Below are 26690 nucleotides of genomic sequence, written 5' to 3' on the forward strand. Positions count from 1 at the left end.
GACATGATTGATTTTCAGGTAATCATCAAAAAATTAACTTCCTGAAGTAGTTCAGCTACTACCTGCGTCTCTCGGTATAGGGTTCTCTATTATTTTATTTTTAGTAATATGACATGAGCATATTTTTAAGCTGGATTTTTAACCTACCTAAGAGAAAGATAAAGACGAGTTAGAATTAAATTTTTGAACAAGGCTTGATAAGGCCGTTTCATCACCCTGGAATTGATTGTTCAATCGGGATCAAGCAGGCTTCTATAGCCAAGCAGAGCGATGTACGGATGTTCGTATCTTATCAGTACGGAAGGTGATTTATCAATATTCCTTCATTTATAATTTGAAGGCTATCTGTGAAGAAGTTGAAAAGAATTAGGTAATAGGAATGGATAAATATTTTGCCCTATAATGAATCCCATCCGCAAGGTCTATATGCAAGCTTAGGTTGTTGAATCTTATAAATTTGGACTTTACGGTTCTCATTCTAAAAGCCCCAAATCACTTACAAGCCTGCCAATAGAATCTTCACTAGCATAGCTGATATAAGTTGTGTAAACGCCGTTGCCCAAACCACACATCGCAACATTGAAATCATCTCTCTCCTAAGATACAGTAGCTGTGAACGAGTATGATTATACGTTGACTCCACTTCTTCCGTAACAATGTTATGATGGTCTTCTTCCTACTATTATTTTCATACGGATAGAAGGAAGCCAGCGGGGTGTTCATCCTTCCTTATGACATTATCTAAAATTAGAGTTCTGCCTATTACTTCGTCCAGATCTATCCAAGTAACGATTGGTCTGAGATGCCTTTCCAGCTTGATACGTTGGAATGACCTTGCCGTCTTCGGAAAATACTTACTTTAGCCATCCTCTACAGGGGCCCTCCGTCCTGCGAAAAACAACGCATAGAAAGGCTATTTACTACTTTTTTAGTAGATTTGTAGTTTTCGATGATTTATCTAATCTTCTTGAACTAATAGGTTAATTATGAGCAAATATGACGAGTATCAAAAGCAGATTATAGATAGAGAAGCCCAGGGGCTTCATCCCTTGCCGATTGATGGAGCTGAGTTGATGTACGAGGTCATTGAACAGATCAAACACGCTGGCCACGAGCATCGGGATGAGTCACTTCAATTCTTTATTTATAATGTATTACCCGGCACTACCAGTGCAGCTCGTGTAAAGGCAAAGTTCCTGAAGGAGATTATTCTGGGTGAGTCGGAAGTAAAAGAAATTACCCCCGCTTTTGCTTTTGAGCAGTTGTCCCACATGAAGGGCGGTCCTTCCATTGAGGTATTACTGGATTTAGCCTTAGGCGATGATCTTGCCATTGCCACACAGGCAGCTGAGGTTTTAAAAACGCAGGTATTCCTCTACGACGCAGATACCGACCGTTTAGAGCAGGCTTACAAAAACGGCAGCGAAATTGCTAAAGATATTCTTGAGAGTTACGCTCGAGCAGATTTCTATACCAAGTTACCTGATATCCCCGAAGAGATTACCCTGGTAACTTTCATTGCCGGTATTGGTGATATTTCTACGGATTTACTTTCTCCCGGCAGTGATGCTCACTCACGTTCAGACCGTGAACTGCACGGCCAGTGTATGTTTGAGCACAACAAAGCACAACAAGCCGCACTGAAGGAACTCAAAGCTCAGCACCCTGATAAGACGGTTATGCTGGTGGCTGAAAAAGGCACCATGGGCGTAGGTTCTTCGCGGATGTCGGGTGTAAATAACGTGGCTCTCTGGATTGGTAAGCAGGCTAGTCCTTATGTGCCTTTCGTGAACATTGCTCCAGTAGTAGCCGGAACCAACGGCATTTCTCCGATCTTCCTGACTACGGTTGGCGTAACGGGTGGTATTGGCCTGGATCTTAAAAACTGGGTGAAGCAGTTCGATGAAAACGGTAAGCTTATCGTCGATGCGGATGGTCAGCCCGTGTTAAAGCAAACGTATTCGGTGGATACCGGAACGGTGCTTACGGTGAATACCAAGACCAAGAAGCTTTACAAAGATGGCCAGGAGGTAATGGATGTGAGTTCAGCCTTCACACCTCAGAAAATCGAGTTCATGAAAGCCGGTGGTTCTTACTCCATCGAATTCGGTAAAAAATTACAGACGTTTGCGGCAAAGACCCTGGGTATTACGGCTCCAACCGTGTTCGCTCCTTCGAAAGAAATCTCCATTGAAGGGCAAGGTTTGACGGCGGTAGAAAAAATCTTCAATCGCAATGCGGTGGGAACCTCTGGTGCTACCTTACACGCCGGTTCTTACGTTCGGGCGAAGGTAAACATCGTAGGCTCGCAGGATACGACGGGATTAATGACGGCTCAGGAGCTGGAGTCTATGGCTGCCACGGTGATTTCTCCCATCGTAGACGCTGGTTATCAATCGGGTTGCCACACGGCATCGGTTTGGGATAGCAAATCTCAGCAGAACATTCCCCGACTGATGAAGTTTATGAATGACTTCGGTCTCATCACGGCCCGTGACCCCAAAGGAGTTTATCATTCCATGACCGACGTAATTCATAAGGTTTTGAATGATATTACGGTTGACGACTGGGCGATCATTATCGGGGGAGACTCCCATACCCGGATGTCAAAAGGTGTGGCCTTCGGTGCTGACTCGGGTACGGTGGCTCTGGCACTGGCTACGGGTGAAGCTTCCATGCCTATTCCTGAATCGGTTAAGGTAACGTTCAAGGGTAAAATGCAGGATCACCTGGATTTCCGGGATGTCGTGCACGCTACCCAGTTACAGATGCTGAAGGAATTCAATGGTGAAAACGTATTCCAGGGCCGGGTAATTGAAGTACACATCGGTACCTTACTTTCAGATCAGGCCTTTACTTTCACCGACTGGACGGCAGAGATGAAAGCCAAAGCTTCGATCTGTATTTCTCAGCCTGAAACGCTCATCGAATCATTAGAGATCGCGAAAGATCGCATCCGAATCATGATCGAAAAGGGCATGGATAATGAGAAGCAGGTACTGCAAGGACTGATCGATAAAGCTGATAAGCGAATTAACGAAATTAAATCAGGTGAGAAGCCTCCTTTGACTCCTGATGATAATGCGAAGTATTACGCAGAATTCGTAGTGGATCTGGACATCATTGATGAGCCTATGATTGCCGATCCTGACGTAAATAACGTGGATGCCTCGAAGCGATATACGCACGATACCATTCGTGACCTGACCTATTATGAAGGTGAAAAGCACGTAGACCTGGGTTTTGTGGGCTCTTGCATGGTACACAAAGGAGACATCAAAATCGTTGCCAAAATGCTCAAAAACCTGGAAGAGCACTACGGGAAAGTAGAATTCCAGGCTCCGTTAGTAGTGGCGGCTCCGACCTATAACATCATCGCTGAATTGAAAGAGGAAGGTGATTGGGATGTACTGCAAAAGTATTCCGGTTTCGAATTCGATGATGCGGCTCCGAAAGTAACGGCTCGCACCGAATACGAAAACATCCTTTATCTGGAGCGTCCCGGTTGTAACCTGTGTATGGGTAACCAGGAAAAAGCAGAGAAGGGCGATACCGTAATGGCTACATCTACTCGTTTGTTCCAGGGACGTGTGGTAAAAGATTCAGATCGTAAGAAAGGAGAGTCTTTACTGGCCTCTACGCCGGTGGTGGTTCTTTCTGCCATTCTGGGTAGAACTCCTACAATCGAAGAATACAAAACGGCAGTGAAGGGAATCAAGTTAACCCAATTTGCCCCACCTGTTCAGAAAATGACGACGAGTTCCTCTGCGGCTCATCAGCTTTCTTTCTAAGGATCTTAGTAAGGTTTTCTGATTAGGGAAAGACCCATCGGCTTTATGCGGATGGGTCTTTTTGTTGAGGTTTATGCGACTCTTCTTTCCGCTTATCTTGAGCATTGCTAAAAGACTTCACGTTGTAGGGTGGACCCATCCAATACACCCATAGCTGATAGTTTTTAATTGGGTTTTCTTCCGTGCCTTTCCCTCATACGCCGCTACGCATTTAACATTTTTATAGGACACCTCATTAGATTTTTTGTATTTTAGATTATGCTTATCAGAGAATAAGTATCCTCTAAACGAAAAGATCATCCTATGCTTCGCCTCATTCGACAGGCATCACTGCTCATTGGATGCCTGGGTTGGTTACCGGCAACAGCCCAATCTTCTGTACCGGACGAGTTAACACCGATTTATACGGAAAAAATTACCGGATATATAGGTGAAAAACTGGATGCTTCGTATCAGAACCGTATCCTGGCACAAGACGTAGATCGTCTCGTATCCCCGTTTCGTGACCGAACCGAGACCCGCTGCTGGCAGAGTGAATTCTGGGGTAAATGGTTTACGTCAGCCGTACTAGCTTATCGGTACAAACCGGAGCCCACCTTGAAAGCTAAACTTGATAAAGCAGTTCAGGGACTTATCGCTACGCAAACCCCGGACGGATACATTGGAAACTACAGCGAGGCCAGTCAACTGGAGCAATGGGATATCTGGGGAAGAAAATATTGTATGCTGGGTTTGCTGGCGTATTATGATCTTACTCAGGATGCCAAAAGCCTGACGGCTGCCCGTCGGTTGGCTGACCACCTGATTCAGCAATTAAAAGAGAAGAACGTTCTATTGGTACGAAAAGGGAATCACCGGGGCATGGCCACGTCTTCCGTACTGGAGCCCATCACGCTACTTTATACGCGTACCAAAGAACCCAAATACTTACAGTTTGCGGAAGAGATTGTTCGCCAATGGGAGTCGGCGGATGGTCCACAGTTGATCGCCAGGGCGGGCGTTCCCGTATCTGAGCGTTTTCCGAAACCACAAAATTGGTTTGGTTGGGAGCAGGGTCAGAAAGCATACGAAATGATGTCCTGTTACGAAGGCCTGTTGGAGCTGTACCGGGTCACGGGCAAAGCCTCGTATCGTGAAGCGGTCGAAAAAACTTGGCAGAATATCCATGATACGGAAATTAACCTGGCAGGTTCGGGGTCTGCGGTAGAGTGCTGGTTTGGCGGGAAAAAGTACCAGACGATGGCCATTCACCATTATCAGGAAACCTGCGTTACGGCCACCTGGATTAAGCTGAACCAACAATTGCTAAGGTTGACAGGGGAAGCCAAATACGCTGATGCCATTGAACAGACGTATTACAACGCATTGCTGGGATCGATGAAACCTGACGGCTCTGACTGGGCCAAGTATACGCCGCTCATGGGCCAACGACTGGAAGGTTCCGAGCAATGTGGTATGGGACTAAACTGCTGCGTGGCCAGTGGTCCTCGTGGACTTTTTACGTTACCTTCCACGGTAGTTATGCAAAGCCAGCAGGGCGTACAGTTGAATTTTTTCGTACCCGGAAGTTATACCTTCAAAAGTCCGAAAGGTCAGGTTGTCACGGTGAAATGCCAGACTCGTTATCCCGTTTCTGGAGACATCCATTGGAAAATAGAAATCCCCCAAGCAGAAGATTTTGCCGTTGATGTACGGATCCCCGAATGGGCGGATTCGTATCAATTGTTGGTAAAATCTCAGGAAGTTTCGGGTAAGAAAGGGACATACAAACGCCTGAAACAATCCTGGAAATCAGGAGACGAGATCACGCTGAATCTGTACCTTCAGGGAAAAGTAATTCAGATGGGGATTGAACCGCAACAGGTGGCAATTGTAAGAGGCCCGATTCTGCTGGCACGGGATGCCCGCTTACCAGGTCCAGTGATTGATGCTACACTGAGCCCTATGATGGACAAAACAGGTACGCTGAAACTCGATCTGGTAAAGGAAAACACGGATGGAATCTGGATGCAGTTTCAGGGATCGTTTATGCCAGAATCATACAAAGAAGGGCCGGGAAACCCCGTATCGGTTATTTTGTGTGATTATGCGTCGGCAGGAAATACTAATGATGCACGTTCGAGATTTCGAGTCTGGTTGCCTCAATTACTCAATCCCCAGAAACTCTAATATTTTTTGCGAGCTGCTAGGGAAGCTTGCTGAAAAGGTTAAAATGAAGTCGTCCGCGAAATAGTCGCGGACGAACAGGGGAGTTACTTCTGAGACTATGAGCCATTCTTTTTTTCGAGAAGCTGCTTTATAAGATTTAAATTCAGAAGATATTGTTCTTGAATAGGTACAGCCTTTCTTGACACTTTGTTAATATTCTGGCCCTCTTTTGTCCATAAATAAGGATAAAAGTTAAAAACTGTATCGCCGTTCAGTTTCTCCACGTCACTCTTCCAGTTTTTCCAGCGAAGGTTTTTATAAAACGTAGCCAAGTCGCCGTTAAAGCAAAAATGCAAGAAATCGGTATAGGTGAGGTCCAGGGGCTCCCATTCCAGCTGATCAGGGGATAAATAATAAACTTTACCAGCATCACTTCCCAAAGCCCCTCCATTTACCGCGAAAAAACCTCCTACAACATCATCAGCTATCAGGAGAACCCCAGGCCGTTGGCCAAATTCCTTGAATGATTTTCCCTTGTTCCAGTCAGGAAGGGAACGATTAAGTTTAGAGCAGCCAGACCCTAGAACACGTATCCACCCATGATCAATGAGTAACCCACCTGTGGCATAAACAATCGCTCCCATTGGAGAACGCGTAGTTACTTGTGTTTTATACAAAGCGTCTTTTGCTCGGTTTGTATTACAGGGGAGAACTTGTACTTTGTTTTTGGCCTTACTGATCCACTCCCGCACGAGGGGCCATCCTGAGTCAGTTTCATTGATAAGCTGTTCAAGCGGACGCATTTTGTTTTGTGCAGATGCCATCAGGGTTAATAGGGTGAGAACAAGAACCGTGCTTGTTTTTCTCAAAAAGCTTTGAAAATGGCGGAGGTCAACAGCGTTATTACTCATTCGTTTGGATGATAGGGGAAGCAATACTTTTAATCGTAAAATCTTAGATAGTAAAATAGATCATGATCTTATGAAGTAATTAATCTCCAAATAATTTGTCGTTTTCTGATCTGACTCCAGCTTTTCAAAAACGCTAGTAATGTAGTCGTAAGACTGAGGTATGCTCGGGGAAAGTTCCTGGGTTATGGGTTTGTTTTCACCGTACGAAGAAGTGAATTTTTTCCAGACACCACCCACCGTTAGGGAGGTTTCGGGTAACGTCAATTTGGTTTTACTTTTACTATTAGCCATAATAACCTGATAGGAAGAACCTTCTTCGGCAATTTCGTACACCTGGTATAGATCCATAATGGGTACTATGGTGAACGACTTTCCAACGGGAATCATAATAAAGCCATTTAAATAGGATTTTGATTCCTGTAGTTTGGGAATGCCGGTAATGATCGTACTGGACGTAAGTTTACCTTTTTCATCCGTTCTTAAAGAGGCCAGACGTTGGGGTTTGTATTGCTGATAACAACTCTGGAGCGATTCGTCCAACTTCGACAAAACTTCGGCTTTTTCCGTCTCATCAAGTTTGGAAAGAGCCATTTCCAGAAATAAAATCATTTGCTGTTTGGCGAAAAACATACCAGATACTTTAGACAATTCGGCCTGAGTAATGATATCGTCCGCAGCTTGGGTAAACAGGTTATAAAAGCGACCGCCATTATCCAGATCACGGAGGGCTTCTTCAAAGGTAGTGTAAGGCTTAATTTCCTCCATAGGTTAGAATTGCAGATGTGGAATGGTAGATGTCCATGTCGTTAGGCAATATTAGGTAACCACATGAATGCATCCAAGTAACCATTCTTCCAACGCTGATACTAATGGATGAATGGTAATACCGCATCCCTACAAATGTCCAGCCTTTAATTCTTGAGCGGCATGGTGAACGGCTCGGGCCGTTAGGGCCATGTATAATAGCGAAGGACTTTGGTTTCCCGTGCTGGTCATGCAGGCTCCGTCGGTTACGAATACGTTGGGCACCGTGTGCATCTGGTTATGAGCATTCAGTACCGACGTTTTCGGGTCGCGGCCCATTCGTACCCCACCCATTTCGTGAATATCCAGTCCGGGAGCCTGCTTGTTATCATAGGTTTCGATGTTCGTGCAACCCGCTTTTTCCAGCATGGCCTCGCTTTCCCGCAGAAAATCCTGCGTCATTTTCTCATCGTTTTCGTCATAACCTACCGAGGTAATGAGCCGTGGAATCCCCCAGGGATCCGTCTGATCCGAACTCAGCCGTACGTGATTGCTGGCTTTCGGAATGGTTTCACCCTGCATGTACATGTAAATCTGCCAGGGGCCGGGCTCGGTCATGGCCCGCTTGAATTCCGCCCCAAAACCAGAACTTTGGGCTTCCAATTTTCCTTTACTTCGGTACGCTCCCAGAAAGGTGGTGAAACCACCCAGGTAATCAGTATCCTGCGTGTGCAGATTTCGGTAATTAGCAATAATGGCATCGGTAGGATTTCGGCCAAAGTAATACCGATCCGTGAAACCTGGCATTTCTGCGTGTAGACTAGCCCGGTAGTTATGAAAAGCAACGTATTTGCCTAACAAGCCGGAGTCATTACCCAGGCCACTGGGAAAGCGGGAAGAGCGGGAGTTTAGCAGAATGAGATTACTGTTCAACGCCGAAGCATTCACAAAAATAATCCGGGCTGAAAAATCAATGGTCTGCCGGGTTTCGGCATCAATTATCCGTACGCCCGAAGCTTTTTGGGTTTGGGAATTGTAAAGAATCGAATGCACTACCGAATGCGGACGAATGGTAAGTTTTCCCGTTTTCTGGGCCCAGGGCAGGGTAGAGGATACCGAGCTGAAATAGCCACCGAAAGGACACCCCCGCATGCACAGGTTACGGGCCTGACATTGCCCCCGTCCCTGTTGCCGATGAATTTCTTTAGGCTTGGTCAGGTGAGCCCAGCGGGCCTGCACCAGATGCCGATTAGGATAATTTTTTTGATGGATTGCTGAAGAGCGGCTTCTACGCAATTCAGCTGAAAAGGCGGCAAAAACTCACCATCAGGCATGGCTTCGATACCATCGGCATTACCGCAAACGCCAATAAAATTTTCGACATGCGTGTACCAGGGAGCTATATCGCTGTACCGAATGGGCCAGTCAATACCGTAGCCAAAACGTTGGGGAGCAGTAAATTCAAAATCACTCCAGCGTTGACAGGCTCTTCCCCAGGTCAGGGATTTTCCACCAACCTGATACCCGCGAATCCAGTCAAAAGGCTTTTCCTGAATATAGGGATGATCCTGATCGCGGATGAAGAAATGAGCATTATCCGAACCAAATCCGGCGGCTTTACTAATGAGCGGATTTTCTTCAAGAAAGGCCTTACTCATCCGACCCCGATGCGGAATCTGCCAGGGATGCAAATGAGCCGTTGGGTAATCTTTGAGATGTTCCACGGAACGACCCCGTTCCAGGACCAGCGTTTTTAATCCTTTGTCACACAGTTCCTTGGCTGCCCAGCCACCGCTGATACCAGAGCCAATAACGATGGCGTCAAATGTAGCTTCTTCTTTCACTAAGTACGTATGCTAATAAGTGGTCATATAAACATACTTATTTATTATTGAAATTTAATAAGATAAAGAATAGCTATTTATCGAAAGGGTTTAATCTTCGATTGCCTCAATACCAAGTTGCTTCAGCCGTTCCAAATGATCCTTCATGGTCTGAAGTTGTTCGGGAGAGTGGCTTTGCCAGGCAGTTATTTCACCCACCACCCGAAAGGCATGTTGCGAGCGGTACGATTGGGTAGGGTTTCCTGGAAATTTCTTATCAGTTAAGTTGGGGTCGTCTTCGATGGGGCCGGTGGGTTCAACGATGTATATTCGCTCACGTCCGTCGCCAGCAGCCAGTTCGGCTCCCCAGATGGCGGCATCCAGCGTAGCGGTTAAATAGATGAACTTGGCTTTGTTTCTCTTTCCGTAGTTAGAGTGAAAACCCGGTTGAATTAAGTCTCCGGTTTTCAGATCGGCTTTGGTACCGTGGTAATAGGACTTGGTTGTGGATTGGGTGTTTGGTTCCATAGACGTTGGAGATGCCTTTCTCAGACATCCGCGTTACAAACGTAGGAGGGTAAGTGTTTCGTAAACATACTAGTGTGTAACAGAAAGCTTTTCTGAGTGTTAGGCCAGCACAGAGTCATTTAAAACAGTAGCGATATTAGGCAATATTTATCTATCTCTATTTAGATTTTTCATAACTCAAAAATAAATATTCGCTTATTGTCTTTGCAAGATTAACAGTCAAAATTGCGTGCCTTTCGTCAACCCTGTAGATTGTCTTGGAAGGTGCAGATCCGTGTGAGTCGCTAAAAGTATTTCTTAGCCCTGAAACTCCATTTATGATACTGAAAACTCCCGATAGGATTTGTTTTAGGTTATCATCTTCGTAATCACCTGGGGACATTTTTAAAAGTACTGCAACAGACTTATATAATTTTATAAGATTTCCATCATAGTCATGTTTATGTTTTGTCTTGGATTCCAAGATGAATAAACAAATGGATTCAATCAAAGTTCTTGCATTAGTAATAGCTCCATCAAAGTCTTTTTCTGCTATTTTTGAATCGCACTTTCTTACTTGTTCGTGAATATATTCAAACGAAATTCTATTAAGTTCTTTTGTTTCAACAAGTTCAGAAATGTCAATATCAAAGTCTGGATAGTAGATTATTTCAATTATTTCTGGTTCATTATCACGCAAAGGAAAGACCAAAAGTAGAGCTTGAAAAATTTCCTCTTTGTCCTTCTTTGAAAGTTGGTCTAATTTTTCTTGAACAGTCGGATGTGATTTGATGTGAAAAGTGCTTAGCCTTGAATACCATCTACTTCCAAAGGTGTTAGATTCATCTAAATATGATACAGAATGCCTCAGCAAGTCAGCCAAGTCTTGTCGCCCTTTATAATTTAAAACCTTTTTTAGTTTCTTGATGTCTGCATCTTCCATATAGTTTTGTCCAATATTCATGGCTTACTTCCGTACTGGGATTTGAAAACGTCCAGCCTATAACTGAAGTATAATAAAATTATTAATGATGAAATTAACAACCCCGACTGTTCCAAATATTAGTCTAAAAGACGCTGCTTGAAACAGTCGGGGTTTATAAATTTGATTGATTGTTCGAACTCGAAGAATTATTACTTGTAAACTTTACCTTTCCTAATATATATCCGGCAATAGACCCTAAAAGTGCAGATAACTCTTTTCCCTCCAAAACTCCACTTAATCCAAATAGAATAATTGCAATAATAATACTAAATAATGTAACGAATTGAATTCCTGAATCTGATCCAAAAATTATCTTTCTTACACTCTCGTCATTACTCACAACTCTAAAAAAAGTATAAAGTAAAATACACATTAACAAAACAAAAGCTAAGCTCGACCAAAACATGAAGTTTTGCTGGGATAGCTTAGGTATCATTAATTGATTTATTTCATATTCAACTTGAGTCTTAATAAAGCTAGTACTGTCAAGAGCTCTTGTTAAATTTTTTATTAAAATTTCGTTCTCATTGGCCTTTTTTAATTGGTATTCTAAGTATTTTTTTTGTTTAGATGAATTAAAAGATCCCTTTTTAAAAAAGATACAGAAGTGGTGTCTCCGTAATTGATTTTTTTAATATTTTGTTCAATATTTTTTATTTCATTTTCTTCCGAACTTATTTGCCATGAAACGTGTAAAGTATCAATTTCACTATATTTTAGTTTTGTTAATCTAGATTCTATATCGGGTATTAATATATTAAGTTTTGTCCTTTTTTCATTTAAATCACCAAATGAATTGATATTGGTTAATCCTGAAAATGTCTGAGAAGTTGATTTAATTGGAAGTAACCATATTATAATTATTAGTAAAGTTATTTTTTCATTCATGGTCTATGTGATTGATTAATGAGTAAATGTCTTATTAAATAGTAAATATTATAAAAAGGCTGTTCTGGTTTTAAACTCGCAGAATATCACTCGAGACAATAGAAGAATTCTTGCAGAATAGTAAGTTCACAAGACGATACCTCAGATTATTAATGATCATGTTTAAAAAATTATATTTATAGACTAAATACACTAGTGAAACCAATTCCAAGTCGATTTTGAAAACTATTTCCCTTATTTAAGACATCAAAGGGATCTTTGGCTTGAATTGATAAGCCCAAAATTGGTATTCTAACCCCCATTTTATCTTGTTTTGCAAGAAACAAAATGACACCTATAGTTGTGTTTGGTAGTCGATTGGACATTACGTTCTTCAAATACGCAGTAAATCCAATACGAAGTCTAGCTGCGGCTAATGATTCTTTAAAGTCAGGAGATTTCGGGTCATCACTTTTTGTAGTCCGTGTAATAGATAAAATTATTGGGAATCCGTCAAATTCTTCGTATAGCCCTAACTTACCTATCTTAGATTTTACGACTTCTCTTTGTTGACCAGAAATAGGATCTGTTGATGTAAAGATAATTTCCTTGGCCTCAACACTACTCAACTCATCCAAATTATTCTGATGGGTATAACCAATTCGACCATATACAATCCATTTACTCTTAATCAGTCCACTATAATATGCATAAAGACCTAAACCATTGAAATTTTTATTATATAGTTGATTGAAATAAGTTGTATCTTTTTTTATTAATGTGTATTTATCTATATCATAATTAATGGAAACACCTCCCCAATCTATGTAACCTCCTGGACCAGTATCAGAAAATAAATTAACCTTTGTATATGTATAACCAAGTTTTATGCCGGGAGCAAATTGTCCATTATTTATTAATGGGCCAAGTCCATCAGTTGGCCTAGTTTTCAAAGAAAACTCATTCACTGAGTAATTACTTGCATCTACCATACTTGACGAAAGAAAGTGTGAGAATCCGATTGATTGACTACCCGTGTTTAAACGGATAAGGGAAATATTTTTACCCCCGCCTATTTGAGGAATATTATTTCCAATTACATCTCCAGACTTATCATCTATTAATATTTGTGAGTATGATAAGTGATATAGAAAAATGCTAGTAATCAAATATATTAGTTTTTTCATAGTAGGCATTAAGTATTGATAGTGTAATACTCATGAGCATATATTTTATCTGTAGGTTTAGCTTTAATTTTTTTTTCCATTTTTTTTCCATTTATTATTACTTCACAGGAAACATAGCCTCCTTCAATTCCTTGGCATGCTACAAAAATATCCAAATTAGAATCTTTTATTTGGTATTTTTCTAGTTTTTTAAAACGATAACCATCCTGATGGATATCCCAGTCTAAAACTCTATTTGATTCATTTGTAGAATCTTCTAGAAAAATTTTAGTTGTAAGTATAGATCCAAATGTAATTACTCGAATCTCTAAATCGAATTCTTTCATAATTCGCCAATTGTTTAAATATATTAAATATTAATTTAAGGAATTTTATAGAATGTATCAAAGAAATTTTAACTGTAAATTGAAACAAAAAAACTTTTAGTTTAAATACCTATATATAGGTATTTAAACTAAAAGAAGGATTAAAAGGGAGAGGCCCGCCAAACGGCGGGCCTCTCCCTTTTAAATTTAACCTAAAAATCCAACTCCCCATTAAAATCCTTAAGGCAGGCAATGTACCTTATTCGCAAATTCCAGTAGGAGAGAGTGCCCTTTAGTAATGTTAAGTAGTAGGGTAATCTTTAATCTTTTGTCCCGCTGAAATACAAACGATTTCCAGGGTTTCATCTTTCCATACAATCCACGTTCGCAGTTGGTCTGCGGGCTCAAAGAGAAGCACGTCCCACCCCAAATCTATTCCTTCACCGTCTTCAACTGAAAATTATCAAATACAGCCGTTCCTTCACCCTTGGCAATTACCCCAACCCGAACGGCCCGGTCCCAGGGCGGCAAAAACGCTCCATCGACGGAATCGAATACCTGGGTGTTTTTTTCGTTGATGAGGTATTTGAAGGTAATGTCTTTGCTATTCTTTACCTCAGCTTGCAAGACTACCGTTTTAGCACTCGTTATCGGAAGCGTTTGGAGGACTTTATCTTTTCCTTTTTCACGTTTCCAAACGAGCATTTCACCTTTTCGAACAGAAATCCCCACCACATTCTCATCATCTCCGATTAAACTCAAACCACTACTTAACCCCTCTTTTGCGGGAACTTCCACCTGTACCTGAGCGGTATAGTTGCCCGTGTACGTTTTACGGGCCAGGTAAACGCCAGCTTGTTCAGGAATAGCTTTTAATTGAAGTTTTCCTGCCTTGACCTGATACTCGGGGCGATGAAAGACTGACCAGTTCCATTGATTGGAAAAGCTGGAAAAATCATCTTTCACCAATGTAGGTACCTGATTGGGCGTGGCAAGGGGAGTTTTGAATGCTACCCAGCCATCAGGTGTAAATTCGAATTCCCGCAAGACTCCCTGACGACCTGAATAAGCAGTACTTTTCGTGCTGTAGGCATGGTAGAGGAAGTAATACTTTCCGTCTTTTACAATGGGTGTACCATGACCGGGACATTTCCAGTTTTCATCCGAAATCAGAATAGGGTTTCCCGAAAACTTCTCCCAGGGGCCTAATAGATTTTTGGCCCGGGCCACGCCCGAAACGTAAGTGCAACCTTCTCCGCAACAGCCTGCTGCCGCGTAAAAAGCATAGATATATCCACCGTGCCGCATCATCGATACGCCTTCCACCAGGTTGGATTCCCAGGGTTGATCGTTGCGGAATAATTCCTTTTTCTCGCCTAGCAGAGCCGTCCGCTCTTCGTTCATTTCCTGAATCCAGATGGGTGTTGGCTGACGAATACTGTTGCCGTCTTCCTTCCAGATCAGATGTAGTTTACCGTTTTCATCCCGCATCGGAAAGGCGTCAATAGAGCCATCTGACTGGCATACCAACGGCCCGTGATCCTTCCAGGGACCTTCGGGCTTATCAGCACTGGCTACACCTACGCACAAGTTTCCACCTTTTTTGTGAGCGGTATAATAGGCATACACTTTACCTTTTTCATAGGAGATTTCGGGTGCCCAGAAGTAATAATCCGCCCAGTCGGGAAGCTTGTTGAAAATATAACCTACCGTTTGCCAGTGAATTAAGTCTTTGGATTTTAACAGCGGAAATTCTGGAGCCCAGTTAGAAGAAGTAGCCGAAGCCCAGTAGGTATCTCCAATTTTTGTAACGGAAGGATCGGCATGATCGCCCGGAAGAACGGCTTGCTGCTGAGCAAAAGCAGTTACTGAAAGCGTCAGTAACGAGGCAATGAGTAAGGATTTCATAGGTTTAGCATAAACGGATGAACTAGGCATAGCCCATCCGGCAAAAAATAATGGTAAAACTAGTAGCGACTGTCCAATAATGATAGTTAAAAGTAAAATAGGAAGACCGTGAGTTCGTTCGAAAGAACCGTTGAAGGAGACCTTTGCTGCAACATTCCCTCTCGTTCCTACCAATCCTACCTGTCGTTATCCTCGCAAGCAAAGCAACCGGGAAGGTCCAATTTCCAGGTAATGCTACATCCTTTGCCTGCTATTTGAAAAAACATTATTCAAGATAAAACAAGCCCAGTTACTTTGCGGGGACAAATTCTGCCTCTGCCATGGTTGTACCTCCTAAATACAGTTGGTTTCGATTATTGTTTGTCTGGAAAGGTTCTATTATTGAAAAAATCTATCCCAGGCTGATCGGTCTCTTTCTTTTCTGCTGCGTCATTGTATACTTGCGGGGAGAAATTTTTGACTATAAGATCGCCCTCAACCCAACTCCTTTTTCTTTGATTGGCGTGGCGGTTGCTATCTTCCTCGGTTTTAGAAATAGTGCCAGTTACGACCGTTTCTGGGAGGGTAGAAAACTCTGGGGGGCCTTAGTGCGGGAGAATCGCTCGCTGGCCCGGCAGGTGACCACGCTGACGGGGTTACCTATGCAGTCCACCGAACTTTCAGCTTTTATTCACTTGCAAATTGCGTTTGTCTATGCCCTGAAACACCAGTTACGGTCCACAGACCCACGACCTGATTTGGAGCGGAACTTACCCGAATCTTTAGTAACGCAGGTGATGCAGGCTCGCTTCAAACCTATTTTTCTATTACGGGAAATGGGCTTCTGGCTTCAAGAACAACGGCTAGCCGGAAAGCTGGATTCAATTACCCTGACCACCATTGACCATACGCTTAATCAGCTTTCGGCCATTGTAACGGGCTGCGAACGTCTCGTCAACACACCCATCCCTTATACGTATAATGTATTACTGCACCGTACGGTTTACATCTATGGCTTATTATTACCCTTTGGCCTGGTTGATTCGCTGGGCTGGATGACGCCCGTTATTGTGGTTTTTATCGGTTATACCTTCATCGCGGTGGATGCCATCGGCAGCGAAATCGAAGAACCCTTCGGCACCGAACCCAATGACTTGCCCCTCAACGCGATGTGCCAAATCATCGAAGCCAGTGTATTGGAAACCATTGGGATAAACCTTCCGGTCAATACTAGTTTTTCCTCGAAGTTGATTGTGGATTAGTGACAAAAAGCGACTGTACCCGTTGAAGACTATCCGTGCAGATAATGTCGGCTCCGGTAAGAAGAGCGTCCTGATACTGAGCTTTTGCTTCAGCAAAAGGCAGGTGATCCACGGTATTATTAGCTCCCCAGGAAGTCATGATTCCCATTTGGTGAATGCGGTCATAAAAGGCTGCTGGCTGAACTTGCGAAGGAGTTAAGGCCACAAGGTTTTCGTAAGGAATGCCGGATGTAGTGATGGCATCAATCGCTTTTGCATCATTGAAACCCAGAGCAATCATTAAGGAGGGGTATTGCCGATGAAGCTTCTGAGCTTCGGCCACGTTATAACAAATAACAACGACATCGGTAACCATCCGGTGTTTGACCAGCGTCTGCATCAATCGTTTCGGATCCGTGCCGGGTTTCATGTCCAGAAAAAGAACTATTTTATGCTTAGCGAAAGTCAGTAATTCGTCCAGCTTAGGAATTCGCTGGCCTTTTAATACCCGACCGCGTTCGTCTTTCAATTCCAGTTTTCGTAATTCCTGATACGTGAACTCATTCAGATTTCCTTTTCCCGTCGTAGTTCGCTCCAGGGAAGCATCGTGCAGAAGCATAAGCACGCTGTCTTTACTCATGCGTACATCAATTTCCTGGGTAGCACACGGCGATAGTTGATAGGCGTGTTGCAGAGCCGCCAGCGTATTCTCCGAATACCCTGAAACCGGGGTCGTTCGGTGAGCCATGATGAGCTTTTTATTCTTTTCCCACTTAAAGTACTGTTGAAGCGGCTCGTTTTTTTTACGGCAGATAGGCTGGAAATCAGGGTGACCCGTCAGTAGTATACAGGTCAGAAAAAGAAAGCGAATCATGATCTGAGAAGAAATTTTAGCAAAAGACGGTATTCTTTTTCAATTCCTTAGTTTTACTTCCATCCATGAATTAACTAACGCTCCTTCTATCTACGATGAAACAGGTATTACTAACGGGTGGAACAGGATTAATCGGAACCCGACTAACGCAATTGCTTTTCGAACGCGGGTATAGCGTCGCTTACCTGACGCGTGGCAGCAAGAGCGAAGCAAAGATTGATCCCAAAGTCAGGCAATACCGCTGGGATGTGCGTAAGAATATGCTGGACGAGCAGGCTTTGCTCGATAGCCAGTACCTGATTCATCTGGCCGGAGCGGGCATTGCTGAAGGTCGCTGGACGGAAGAACGCAAACGGGAGATCATTGACAGCCGGGTGCAGACTATGGAGCTTATTACCCGAAAATTAAAAGATTCAGGACATCGCTTTGAATCGTTTGTCTCGGCTTCGGGCATTAGTTACTACGGAGCAGACACCGGAGCGGAACGGATTTCGGAGCAATACACCCCCGGCGTTGATTTTCTTGCTGATGTAGTAATCAAATGGGAAGCGGCGGCTGACCAAATACAGGCTCTGGGCATTCGTACCGTAAAACTACGCACGGGCATTGTGCTGGATACCAAAGGCGGAGCCTTGAAAAGCTTTCTGATTCCGGTACGATTGAACATCGGTTCACCGCTCGGTAGTGGTGAGCAGTTCATCAGTTGGATTCATACCGATGATCTTTGCCGGATGTACATCGAAGCCCTGGAAAATGCTTCGTGGACGGGGGCTTATAATGCCGTTGCTCCCAATCCGGTAACGAATGCAGAGTTGGTGAAAAAAACGGCGGCTGTTTTACATAAACCTTACTGGGCTCCGAATGTACCGGCCTGGGTATTAAAGGCCTTATTTGGGGAAATGTCGATTGCCGTTTTAGGTGGGAATTATATTTTGAATCAACGCATCCGGCTGGAGACGGATTTTCAGTATGAATACCCGGAATTAGAGCCAGCCCTAAAAGCTATTTTGACTTAGTTTGAGCAGGTACTTGTAGGCTGCGGCTACAACCGTAATGCAGGTAATCTCAAACGCTAATCTTCTGAAACGATGGTTTGGTTTATTACGGGTTGTTCTTCCGGTTTCGGAAAAGAACTGGCCCGACAATTACTCAAGAAAGGCGAGCAGGTGGTAGCCACCGCCCGCAATCTGGATAGTCTTCAGGATCTGGATTCTGAAAAGCAGTTACTTAAACTTTCCCTGGATATTACGGATCAATCTGCCGTGGACTCCGCAGTGAAGGAAGCCATCAGCCGTTTTGAGCGGATTGATGTGCTGATCAACAATGCCGGGTACGGCTTGGGAGGAGGACTGGAAGAAGCTAGCGACGAGCAAATTCGGGCTCAGTTTGAGACAAACGTGTTCGGAACCATTCAAGTAACAAAGGCCATCCTGCCCCTGATGCGTGAGCAGAAAAGTGGTTATATTCAGGTACTTTCGTCCATTGCAGGCTTAGTTTCAACCCCTGGCTTTGCCTATTACAATGGCTCTAAATTTGCTCTGGAAGGCATGTTTGAAGCTTTACAACAAGAGGTAAGACCTTTCGGTATCAAGGTAACCATCGTGGAACCCGGCCCTTTCCGTACGGAATTCGCCGGCTCATCCATCAAACTGGCTGACCCGATTCCAGCGTACGCAGAAACGGCGGGGAAAATTCGTAATTACTTTGATAAAACGAATGGGAATCAGCTAGGAGATCCCGTAAAGGCCGCCGAAATTTTGATTGGTCTGGTTGAAAGAGATGAGCCTCCGCTGCGATTACTACTGGGCAACTGGGCTGTTGATCGCTATACCCAAAAGCTCGAAACCGAACTGAAACACATCAAAGCCTGGGAAGAGTTAAGCCGATCAGCGGATTTTGATGACTAAGGTACTGATGATGAGTAGTATTTTTATGGATACATTTTCTTGACAACTTGTCTCGAAAATGTATCTTTGTTTATATACTCAACTGGAAGGTATGAAAACGATGACTGTTGGTGAAGTAAAAGCCCATTTTTCGGAAGTATTAAAGGAAGTAGAAGCAGGCGAACGAATCGCTATTACTTTCGGAAAAAAACGGGAGATTAAAGCTTTTCTGGTGCCCCGAAAAGAAGATCTGAAACCTCGTACGCTGGGTATTCTTCAGGGAAAGGGAAAAGTGGTTTTCAAGGATGCTTACCAAATGTCGGACGAGGAATTGTTGGGATGATTAGTTACCTGTTGGATACACACGCACTCATCTGGGCTTTAACCGAGCCTGAAAAGTTATCCAGAAAAGTCAGAACCGTTCTGGAAGACCCGTTGAGTTCGGTTGGTGTGAGTGCTATTTCTTTCTGGGAAATTTCCATCAAATACGCTCTGGGAAAGCTGGAGCTGGAAACCCTCGTGCCGCAGGACTTTCATCAAGCTTGCCGGGAAATGCGGTTTGACATCGTAGAGCTTTCCGCCGAGGAAGCTTCCACCTACCATTTACTCACCGCCACGCATCACAAAGATCCTTTCGATCGGATGCTGGTTTGGCAATGTCTTTCTAATAATCATATCCTCATCAGCCAGGATGAGGATATGAAGAAATATATTTCTGAAGGGTTGAAGGTATATTGGTAATCAAGCTTATAAGTCTCTTCTGATCCCGAGTCCAACGCCTACCGTCATGGGCCGGATTTGCATGTAATCGCCCTCTCTAATCCCGCCCATCAGACTTTTCCGGGCGAAAGCTTTCAGGTTAAGCGAAGTTTTCTTGAAAATCCGGTAGTTGGCTCCGATGGCGGCCTGCGTACTCGTATTGATGTTGCGATAAACCCCATCTTTCGGCCCATATTCAGCCGGCGGAATATCTTCATAGCTATTATCAACCAGGACGTTCTTCAGGAAGAAATCCAGCGTTAATCCCGCCGTAGCAAAGTAATTCAGACGCTTTTCTGGGCGGAAATTGTAACCAATACTCACCGGAACAGACAGGAAATCAAACGAATACCGGAATTGATTGGTACCACCAACGGATACTGAATTGAGGTCGTTTGTTGGATTGCTGGGAGACGGAAAATTCAATTGGTTGGTTCGAGAGTTCTTCTGGGTTGATAGTAACTGGTTATATAACGTATTCCGGTAATTGCTACCAGTCAAAATAATATTGTTATTCATAATGGAATGGCCTTTCAGGTATTGAGCACCGGTTTCCAGGTACCAGTGCCGGGAAAGGCGGGTCCCTCCCGTAAGCTCAAGCAAATATGAAATATGCGAGCTGTTACGATACGTATTCGTTTGAGGTTGAGCTGTTGCCAGGGATAGTCCACTATAGGCAGGAGCATAGGAATAAAAGGCAGACGTATACTGACCACTAGTAGAAACGGCGGGGTCGAAATTAGCCCAGGAAGCATGGAAAGCAATCCAGTGCTTCGATAGTGGTAAGTTTGACTTGGGCTTTACGAGAAGGGCAGGAGCCGTCGCTAGGGCTGGTGAGGTTAACTTCCTGCCAACCGTATATAAAGTCCAGGACTTACCTTGAGCATCCTGTAAAGTAATCGTTTCCTGTTTCTGAAGTGTTAAAGGTTGCGATTTAGCAGGGGTAGTTGAGGCAGTAGGTTGGATAGAAAAAGTGGGTACGGTTGAAGGTTGAGAATAGGGACGAATTATCGCCTTTTCCGACCGCTGTTGGGTTGAATTAGGGATTACTAAATTGGTTTTCTTACGGGTAACTCGCTGGTCAGTCTGGTTTTCATTACCTGCCCATCCCGCCTTTTTAGACTCTGATCCAGAAGATAGGAAAGGCTCCTCTACTTTCAATGTAGCGGAAGAAGAATGCATACGGGTAGCTGGTTCCGTAGTTGCCCGAGCAGGGACCTTCGGAGATTCACTAGTTACTTTTCCGTGGGCAGACTGAGCCAGTACCGGGCGATTTTTGGTCATAGGAGTGTTATTGGACTGGGAAAAATACCACCAGCCCAAACTGCCTACTAAGAAAAGAAGCACCGTGCCTATCCAGAATAAGGGCAGGCCCATGGGTTGCTCGGGCGGAAGTTTCTGCTCAAGGCGATCCCAAAGCTCGTCCGAAGGAGATTCGGAAGCTTCTTCGAACGCCTTACGCCAGCGTTCTTCAAAATCGTTAGGTTCTTGCTGGCTCATGTCCAGGAAAAATTCATGTTAATGTCTGTTTTCAGCGATGCGGTGGTTTAGTAACATCTTTTGCATCAGAGTTTTAGCTCTGCTGTATTGTGATTTTGAGGTACCTTCTGAAATATCCAGTAAAGTGGCGATTTCCTGGTGTTGATACCCTTCAATGGCATAAAGGTTGAAGACTGTTCGGCAGCCCGGCGGTAACTCTTGTACTAGTAATAAAAGGTCTTTCCATTGCAGGTCATCGGTCATGGTGGTGGCCACTTCCTCTTGCACGTGTTCCAGTTCTTCGGCAAAATGATAGCGGCGATTATCCCTTAAATAATTCAGAGCGGTATTAACGACAATGCGTTTAATCCAGGCTGCTAAGGGAGACTCAAACCGGAAACTGTCTATCTTTTCGAATATTTTAATAAACGATTCCTGCAATACGTCCTCGGCTTCATCCCGACTTTTGACGTACCGTAGGCATACCACCAACATCCGTCCAGCGAACGCGTCGTATAAACGACGCTGCGAGACGCGATCCTTTCGGCGGCAGCCAGTTACCAGTTCTTGTTCATCAAAAATCATTTGTAAAGGTTAAGCCATGTCTTGTTCCTCCGAAAACAGGACACGAAGAGTTGAAAAAGGGTTGGAAGGCGTATTAAATTATTTTATAAAACGTGTATCGCAGGTATTCATTCTATTTTTGTGGAATTAAATCAGTTGTATCAAGTCAAAACTCACCTGTCGCTCTGGAGCGGACGGAAGTTCATGTTAAACCTGATCTAGTAAAAACCGTGTTGACCGTCTAAAGCAGAAGAATCCTGCTATCAGTGCGAATGATGAATGACTATGAGAAAAAGCTTCTGACGGAAGTTCAGTTAGCTATCCATGAAATTGAGGCCGTATTAGGGACAACTTTCAGTTTCACAGAAATGGAAGATAATACACTCCTGGTTCAGGCTGTAGGGGAAGAATTGAAAATTATAGGAGCGGTAGTTTCTGAATTAAATCGAATGAATAGCTCTTTCTTACGCATGAATCAACGCGTGGTGGAAGTAGCCAGGGGCATTGAAACGGATGATGGACGTATAACGCTCGATGATATTACGTGGGTTTTGCAAAATGATTTACCACTTCTGAAAGAAGAAGTGCAACAACTTTTGATGCAGGAATGAAAGAGAAAATAAAACAATTAGCCGGAAAATACGCTGCTGAATTTGTAGCTAATCGTCGGCATTTGCACACAAATCCAGAATTGTCTTTTCAGGAATACGAAACCCAGAAGTTTGTAGCCGAACAGTTACAAACCCTGGGCTTGGCTCCGCAGGCCATGGCGAATACTGGTCTGGTGGCTTTGCTGGAAGGTAAAAACCCATCCAAAAAAGTAGTAGCTCTACGGGCGGATATGGATGCTCTGCCCATTCTGGAAGCCAATGATGTGTCGTATAAAAGCACTAATCCCGGCGTGATGCACGCCTGCGGTCATGACGTACATACGGCTTCGTTGCTGGGGGTAGCCCGTATTCTGACCGAGCTGAAAGACGAGTTTGAAGGAACGGTTAAGCTGGTTTTTCAACCCGGTGAAGAGCTGGCTCCCGGTGGAGCTTCGATGATGATTCGGGAAGGCGTGCTGGAAAATCCTACTCCTCAGGGAATGATTGGGCAGCACGTTGCTCCGCAAATTCCTGTGGGTAAAATCGGTTTTCGGGAAGGCATGTACATGGCTTCAACGGATGAGATTTACCTGACGGTTAAAGGAAAAGGTGGGCACGGAGCCGCTCCCGAATTGGGCGTGGACCCCGTGCTGGTAGCTTCGCATCTGATAGTCGCTTTGCAGCAGATCGTTTCCCGGAATCGTCCCCAGAATTCACCTTCGGTGTTATCCTTTGGCCGGGTCATTGCGAACGGTGCCACAAACGTTATTCCTAACGAAGTCAAGATCGATGGCACATTCCGTTGCATGAATGAGATCTGGCGGGAAGAAGGCTTGCGTCGAATTCAGAAGTTAGCCGAAGGCCTCTGCGAAAGCATGGGGGCGGAATGCGAAGTGCGAATCGTTCGGGGGTATCCTTATCTGGAAAATCATCCCGAATTGACCCGCCGTTTGCGGGCGGAGGCCAGCGAATACATGGGCGAAGAAAACATCGTCGATCTGGACATCTGGATGGCAGGCGAAGACTTTGCTTTTTATTCCCAGGTAACCGATTCCTGTTTCTATCGTCTGGGTACGCGTAACGAAGAGCGTGGCATCGTATCAGGAGTGCATACGCCTACGTTCGATGTAGATGAACATTCGCTGGAAATCGGAGCAGGCTTGATGAGCTGGCTGGCTCTTCAGGAACTCGCCGTGTAGAATAGTTGATAGTTATGGGTTGTTAGTTGTTTGAAAACTAATTAAAAATAGTTAAGGGTGATTCGTTTCAGTTTTCCGAAACGAACCACCCTTAACTATTTTACTAACAACCAACAACTATAAAATCGTGCGGAATAGGATGAACAGCGTTCCTGCCAGAATCATCGAAACGGGTAAGGTTAATACCCAAGCTAAAACGATGTTACGAATGGTGCTGGCCTGAAGGTTCTTAATCCCTTTATTGGCCACCATACTTCCGGCAATACCTGAAGAAAGTACGTGTGTGGTCGATACGGGTAAACCTAATCCAGAGGAAAGACCGATGGTCCCGGCGGCTACTAACTCGGCACTGGCTCCCTGAGCATACGTCAGGTGTTGCTTTCCAATTTTTTCACCTACGGTTACGACAATACGTTTCCAACCTACCATCGTACCTAAACCTAAAGAGAGGGAAACCATCAGGATAACCCAGGTCGGAGCATATTCCGTGTAAGATTTTAAGCCTTTCAGTGAAGAATCCAGCGTAGATACTTCGTCACGGTTGAGCGTTAATGCTCCGTCTTTTTGAATTTTAGATAAATCTCTGGCAATCAGAAGAATATCTTTGCGAGATTCTAAACGTAACTGAGGAGGAATCTTTCCATTGGAAACTCTCAGTACACTGTCAAGGTCAGAAATACTGGCTTTCACTACCTTCAGACGTTCCTGATCTACAGCAGCCAGACGAGGTTCTTCAATGTGATTAACCAATTGCTGAATCTTTACCAGATTCGTCTGCATGTGGGACGTATCCTTATTGGCATCCAGTGCAAAGTAAGCAGGAGTAATACCGATCAGAATCAACATGATCAGACCCACGCCTTTCTGTCCATCGTTCGAGCCGTGGAAGAAACTTACGCCCGTACAGGTCGCTACCAGAATACCGCGAATCCAGCCCGGAGGCGACTGGTTTTTCTTAGGTTCCTTGAAAATGATGTCATTCTTGATGGTTCTTTTCAGGATAAACATCAGAATGATAACCAAGCTAAAACCCACCAGTGGAGAAAGCAGAAGGGCAAAACCCGTTTCTTTTGCTTTGTCCCAGTTAACGGAACTAACGCCTGATACGTTTTCGGGTAATAAAGAATAAGCCAGACCTACGCCGAGGATGGAGCCAATCAGCGTGTGTGAGGACGACGAAGGAAGACCAAAATACCAGGTGCCGAGGTTCCAGATGATGGCACTAATCAGTAGTGATAGTACCATCGCCACGGCATGATAGACATTTTGGTCGATTAGCAGTTCAACGGGAAGGAGATTGACAATACCCATTGCGACGCTGATGCCTCCGAAAAATACACCAAGGAAGTTGCAGAAACCTGACCACATAACGGCCACGTTAGGTTTCAGGGAGTTTGTGTAAATAACAGTAGCTACCGCGTTGGCCGTATCGTGAAATCCATTCACGAATTCGAAGGCACACGCACAAAAGAGGCAGATACACAGAAGAAAGAAAATTCCAGTCTCTAAGCCAAACATAAGGAGTTAAGGGGGCTATTTTGACGCGAAGCTACGCAAAGGGATTAAGCCTAATGTTAAGGAATTGTTAAGAGTATCTGAATGGACAGGCTTACCCTCTGCTAAGAAAAAAGCTCTAACGATTGGTGAACTTGCTTTTGACCAATCGTTAGAGCAAAGATCAGGCGAATTATCCAGCTATCCTTCGGATTGGTGCCGGAAATACCGAATTTTTATTGGAAGAACCAAAAAATATATTCCAACTAAGTTTTAAGCATTTTGTTCGGCTCTACGTAAAAATAGTTTCACGAAGGCAAAAACTTAGGCTGAAACCGTAGCAGGAGCCGTCTTGGTAGCCAACTGGCCGCAAGCGGCGTCAATGTCTTTTCCGCGACTGCGACGAACGGTAATCGGGATATTTTTCTGCTCAATGAAACGGGCAAACTTGGATAGCGTTTGCGGATCCGTGTTTTTATACTGAGCGTTTTCAATGGGGTTATACTCAATGATGTTGATGTGAGCGTTGGGAATGTGCTTGGCAAAGTTCCAAAGCTCCTTGGCATCCTCAAGCGAGTCGTTGAAGTTGTAAAACAGGATGTACTCCAGCGTAATTTTATTACCCGTTTTGTTATAAAAATACTTCAGAGCATCTTTCAAAGCTACTAGCGTATTACTCTCGTTAATCGGCATAATCTGATTCCGTTTGCTGTCATTAGCTGCGTGCAGCGAAAGAGCCAGATTGAATTTTACCCCATCGTCACCAAGTTTCTGAATCATCTTAGCAATGCCAGCAGTACTCACCGTAATACGCTTGGGCGACATATTCAGCCCTTCGGGAGAAGTAATGTGCTCGACGGATTTAAGAACGTTGGCGTAATTCAGCAAAGGCTCGCCCATACCCATGTACACGATGTTGGTCAGGGGTTGGTTGTAATTCTCTTCTGCCTGGTTTTTAATGGCCACCACCTGATCATAAATCTCAGCAGGGTCGAGGTTCCGTTCCCGATCCATGTAACCCGTTGCACAGAATTTACAGGTTAAAGAACAACCCACCTGACTCGAAACGCAGGCCGTCATCCGATCATCGGCGGGAATTAATACGCCCTCGATCAATTTCCCATCAAAAAGCTGAAAAGCGGATTTGATGGTCTTATCACTCGAAATCTGTTGCTTAGAAACATGAATCGGTCGAATTTCGAAATGCTCGGCAAGGACTTCCCGTGTCTTTTTGGACAGATTCGTCATCTCATCAAAGCTGCGGGCCGACTTCTTCCATAACCACTCTAAAATCTGTTTGGCCCGGAAACCCTGTTCTCCGTGCTCGACCAAAAAGGTCTTCAGCCCTTCCGCTGAGATTTTCCGAATATCCTGTTTTTGTATGACTGTGTTTTCCATTGCTCGAAATCCTAATTCTTTGCCCAACTGCAATCTAACTCATTGGGTTCC

22 protein-coding genes and 1 pseudogene are annotated in these 26690 nt (G+C 44.1%); 9 read left to right on the forward strand and 14 right to left on the reverse strand.

Annotated elements, in window-relative coordinates; genetic code table 11:
* Positions 1-986: 986 nt before the first annotated feature.
* Positions 987-3791, forward strand: a complete 2805-nt coding sequence (locus tag BWI96_RS16920; protein ID WP_106637723.1) for a bifunctional aconitate hydratase 2/2-methylisocitrate dehydratase — start codon at positions 987-989, stop codon at positions 3789-3791.
* Between the two features lie 303 nt (positions 3792-4094).
* Positions 4095-5960 (forward strand): glycoside hydrolase family 127 protein, encoded by a 1866-nt coding sequence (locus BWI96_RS16925; RefSeq protein WP_106637724.1) that lies wholly within the window; start codon positions 4095-4097, stop codon positions 5958-5960.
* Positions 5961-6055: 95 nt separating this feature from the next.
* Here BWI96_RS16925 and BWI96_RS16930 read toward each other — a convergent pair whose 3' ends face one another.
* The 9 genes and pseudogenes from BWI96_RS16930 to BWI96_RS16975 form a co-directional block, all read right to left on the reverse strand.
* Positions 6056-6850 carry a DUF2625 domain-containing protein gene (locus tag BWI96_RS16930; RefSeq protein WP_198555281.1) on the reverse strand — a complete coding sequence of 265 codons (795 nt, stop codon included), beginning with the start codon at positions 6848-6850 and terminating at the stop codon, positions 6056-6058.
* 60 nt (positions 6851-6910) lie between these two features.
* Positions 6911-7615 (reverse strand): hypothetical protein, encoded by a 705-nt coding sequence (locus BWI96_RS21975; RefSeq protein ID WP_198555282.1) that lies wholly within the window; start codon positions 7613-7615, stop codon positions 6911-6913.
* Between the two features lie 129 nt (positions 7616-7744).
* A pseudogene (locus BWI96_RS16940) lies at positions 7745-9438 on the reverse strand (GMC oxidoreductase).
* Positions 9439-9528: 90 nt separating this feature from the next.
* A complete protein-coding gene (arr, locus tag BWI96_RS16945; RefSeq protein WP_106637725.1) occupies positions 9529-9945 on the reverse strand; it encodes an NAD(+)--rifampin ADP-ribosyltransferase in 417 nt (138 codons plus the stop codon).
* 157 nt (positions 9946-10102) lie between these two features.
* Positions 10103-10888 (reverse strand): abortive infection family protein, encoded by a 786-nt coding sequence (locus BWI96_RS16950; protein WP_106637726.1) that lies wholly within the window; start codon positions 10886-10888, stop codon positions 10103-10105.
* 570 nt (positions 10889-11458) lie between these two features.
* Entirely contained in the window at positions 11459-11797 is a 339-nt protein-coding gene (locus BWI96_RS16960; protein WP_106637728.1) for a hypothetical protein, read from the reverse strand.
* Between the two features lie 176 nt (positions 11798-11973).
* On the reverse strand, positions 11974-12963 hold the full coding sequence (locus tag BWI96_RS16965) for a hypothetical protein (RefSeq protein ID WP_157830411.1): 990 nt from the start codon (positions 12961-12963) through the stop codon (positions 11974-11976).
* A gap of 8 nt (positions 12964-12971) precedes the next feature.
* Positions 12972-13289 carry a hypothetical protein gene (locus tag BWI96_RS16970; RefSeq protein WP_106637730.1) on the reverse strand — a complete coding sequence of 106 codons (318 nt, stop codon included), beginning with the start codon at positions 13287-13289 and terminating at the stop codon, positions 12972-12974.
* Positions 13290-13700: 411 nt separating this feature from the next.
* Entirely contained in the window at positions 13701-15176 is a 1476-nt protein-coding gene (locus BWI96_RS16975) for a glycoside hydrolase family 43 protein (protein ID WP_106637731.1), read from the reverse strand.
* 320 nt (positions 15177-15496) lie between these two features.
* Here BWI96_RS16975 and BWI96_RS16980 point away from each other — a divergent pair, with 320 nt between their 5' ends.
* A complete protein-coding gene (locus BWI96_RS16980) occupies positions 15497-16417 on the forward strand; it encodes a bestrophin family protein (RefSeq protein WP_106637732.1) in 921 nt (306 codons plus the stop codon).
* Here the strand turns inward: BWI96_RS16980 and BWI96_RS16985 are convergent.
* A complete protein-coding gene (locus BWI96_RS16985) occupies positions 16386-17270 on the reverse strand; it encodes a glycerophosphodiester phosphodiesterase family protein (RefSeq protein ID WP_106637733.1) in 885 nt (294 codons plus the stop codon). The genes BWI96_RS16980 and BWI96_RS16985 overlap by 32 nt on opposite strands.
* Before the next feature lie 95 nt (positions 17271-17365).
* On the opposite strand from BWI96_RS16985, the gene BWI96_RS16990 reads away from it, so the two are divergent.
* From BWI96_RS16990 to BWI96_RS17005, 4 genes are all read left to right on the forward strand, one after another.
* Positions 17366-18286, forward strand: coding sequence for a TIGR01777 family oxidoreductase (locus tag BWI96_RS16990; RefSeq protein ID WP_106637734.1), 921 nt, complete (start codon positions 17366-17368; stop codon positions 18284-18286).
* A 72-nt stretch (positions 18287-18358) separates the two neighbouring features.
* Complete coding sequence (locus BWI96_RS16995) at positions 18359-19177, forward strand: oxidoreductase (protein WP_106637735.1); 819 nt, start codon at positions 18359-18361, stop codon at positions 19175-19177.
* Positions 19178-19235: 58 nt separating this feature from the next.
* Positions 19236-19499 carry a type II toxin-antitoxin system Phd/YefM family antitoxin gene (locus BWI96_RS17000; RefSeq protein ID WP_232793779.1) on the forward strand — a complete coding sequence of 88 codons (264 nt, stop codon included), beginning with the start codon at positions 19236-19238 and terminating at the stop codon, positions 19497-19499.
* Positions 19500-19510: 11 nt separating this feature from the next.
* Positions 19511-19897, forward strand: a complete 387-nt coding sequence (locus BWI96_RS17005) for a type II toxin-antitoxin system VapC family toxin (protein WP_232793780.1) — start codon at positions 19511-19513, stop codon at positions 19895-19897.
* Between the two features lie 6 nt (positions 19898-19903).
* Here BWI96_RS17005 and BWI96_RS17010 read toward each other — a convergent pair whose 3' ends face one another.
* Positions 19904-21415, reverse strand: a complete 1512-nt coding sequence (locus tag BWI96_RS17010) for an outer membrane beta-barrel protein (RefSeq protein WP_106637737.1) — start codon at positions 21413-21415, stop codon at positions 19904-19906.
* Positions 21416-21433: 18 nt separating this feature from the next.
* The gene (locus BWI96_RS17015; protein WP_106637738.1) at positions 21434-21979 is read right to left on the reverse strand and encodes an RNA polymerase sigma factor; all 546 of its coding nucleotides are present in this window, start codon (positions 21977-21979) and stop codon (positions 21434-21436) included.
* 251 nt (positions 21980-22230) lie between these two features.
* On the opposite strand from BWI96_RS17015, the gene BWI96_RS17020 reads away from it, so the two are divergent.
* The gene (locus BWI96_RS17020; RefSeq protein ID WP_106637739.1) at positions 22231-22569 is read left to right on the forward strand and encodes a hypothetical protein; all 339 of its coding nucleotides are present in this window, start codon (positions 22231-22233) and stop codon (positions 22567-22569) included.
* Positions 22566-23747 carry a M20 family metallopeptidase gene (locus BWI96_RS17025; protein WP_106637740.1) on the forward strand — a complete coding sequence of 394 codons (1182 nt, stop codon included), beginning with the start codon at positions 22566-22568 and terminating at the stop codon, positions 23745-23747. Before BWI96_RS17020 ends, BWI96_RS17025 begins: the two co-directional genes overlap by 4 nt.
* A gap of 117 nt (positions 23748-23864) precedes the next feature.
* Here BWI96_RS17025 and BWI96_RS17030 read toward each other — a convergent pair whose 3' ends face one another.
* Both BWI96_RS17030 and rlmN read right to left on the reverse strand, forming a co-directional pair.
* A complete protein-coding gene (locus BWI96_RS17030) occupies positions 23865-25265 on the reverse strand; it encodes an inorganic phosphate transporter (protein ID WP_106637741.1) in 1401 nt (466 codons plus the stop codon).
* Positions 25266-25565: 300 nt separating this feature from the next.
* Positions 25566-26639, reverse strand: a complete 1074-nt coding sequence (gene rlmN, locus BWI96_RS17035) for a 23S rRNA (adenine(2503)-C(2))-methyltransferase RlmN (protein WP_106637790.1) — start codon at positions 26637-26639, stop codon at positions 25566-25568.
* Positions 26640-26690 lie beyond the last annotated feature (51 nt).

Origin of the sequence: Siphonobacter sp. SORGH_AS_0500 (genome assembly GCF_002838835.1) — a bacterium.
GTDB lineage: Bacteria > Bacteroidota > Bacteroidia > Cytophagales > Spirosomataceae > Siphonobacter.

Coding starts and splice junctions, on each gene's coding strand:
- BWI96_RS16920 (WP_106637723.1), top strand. CDS start 987: ATGAGCAAATATGACGAGTATCAAAAGCAGATTATAGATAGAGAAGCC.
- BWI96_RS16925 (WP_106637724.1), top strand. CDS start 4,095: ATGCTTCGCCTCATTCGACAGGCATCACTGCTCATTGGATGCCTGGGT.
- BWI96_RS16930 (WP_198555281.1), bottom strand. CDS start 6,850: ATGAGTAATAACGCTGTTGACCTCCGCCATTTTCAAAGCTTTTTGAGA.
- BWI96_RS21975 (WP_198555282.1), bottom strand. CDS start 7,615: ATGGAGGAAATTAAGCCTTACACTACCTTTGAAGAAGCCCTCCGTGAT.
- arr (WP_106637725.1), bottom strand. CDS start 9,945: ATGGAACCAAACACCCAATCCACAACCAAGTCCTATTACCACGGTACC.
- BWI96_RS16950 (WP_106637726.1), bottom strand. CDS start 10,888: ATGAATATTGGACAAAACTATATGGAAGATGCAGACATCAAGAAACTA.
- BWI96_RS16960 (WP_106637728.1), bottom strand. CDS start 11,797: ATGAATGAAAAAATAACTTTACTAATAATTATAATATGGTTACTTCCA.
- BWI96_RS16965 (WP_157830411.1), bottom strand. CDS start 12,963: ATGAAAAAACTAATATATTTGATTACTAGCATTTTTCTATATCACTTA.
- BWI96_RS16970 (WP_106637730.1), bottom strand. CDS start 13,289: ATGAAAGAATTCGATTTAGAGATTCGAGTAATTACATTTGGATCTATA.
- BWI96_RS16975 (WP_106637731.1), bottom strand. CDS start 15,176: ATGAAATCCTTACTCATTGCCTCGTTACTGACGCTTTCAGTAACTGCT.
- BWI96_RS16980 (WP_106637732.1), top strand. CDS start 15,497: ATGGTTGTACCTCCTAAATACAGTTGGTTTCGATTATTGTTTGTCTGG.
- BWI96_RS16985 (WP_106637733.1), bottom strand. CDS start 17,270: ATGATTCGCTTTCTTTTTCTGACCTGTATACTACTGACGGGTCACCCT.
- BWI96_RS16990 (WP_106637734.1), top strand. CDS start 17,366: ATGAAACAGGTATTACTAACGGGTGGAACAGGATTAATCGGAACCCGA.
- BWI96_RS16995 (WP_106637735.1), top strand. CDS start 18,359: ATGGTTTGGTTTATTACGGGTTGTTCTTCCGGTTTCGGAAAAGAACTG.
- BWI96_RS17000 (WP_232793779.1), top strand. CDS start 19,236: ATGTATCTTTGTTTATATACTCAACTGGAAGGTATGAAAACGATGACT.
- BWI96_RS17010 (WP_106637737.1), bottom strand. CDS start 21,415: ATGAGCCAGCAAGAACCTAACGATTTTGAAGAACGCTGGCGTAAGGCG.
- BWI96_RS17015 (WP_106637738.1), bottom strand. CDS start 21,979: ATGATTTTTGATGAACAAGAACTGGTAACTGGCTGCCGCCGAAAGGAT.
- BWI96_RS17020 (WP_106637739.1), top strand. CDS start 22,231: ATGATGAATGACTATGAGAAAAAGCTTCTGACGGAAGTTCAGTTAGCT.
- BWI96_RS17025 (WP_106637740.1), top strand. CDS start 22,566: ATGAAAGAGAAAATAAAACAATTAGCCGGAAAATACGCTGCTGAATTT.
- BWI96_RS17030 (WP_106637741.1), bottom strand. CDS start 25,265: ATGTTTGGCTTAGAGACTGGAATTTTCTTTCTTCTGTGTATCTGCCTC.
- rlmN (WP_106637790.1), bottom strand. CDS start 26,639: ATGGAAAACACAGTCATACAAAAACAGGATATTCGGAAAATCTCAGCG.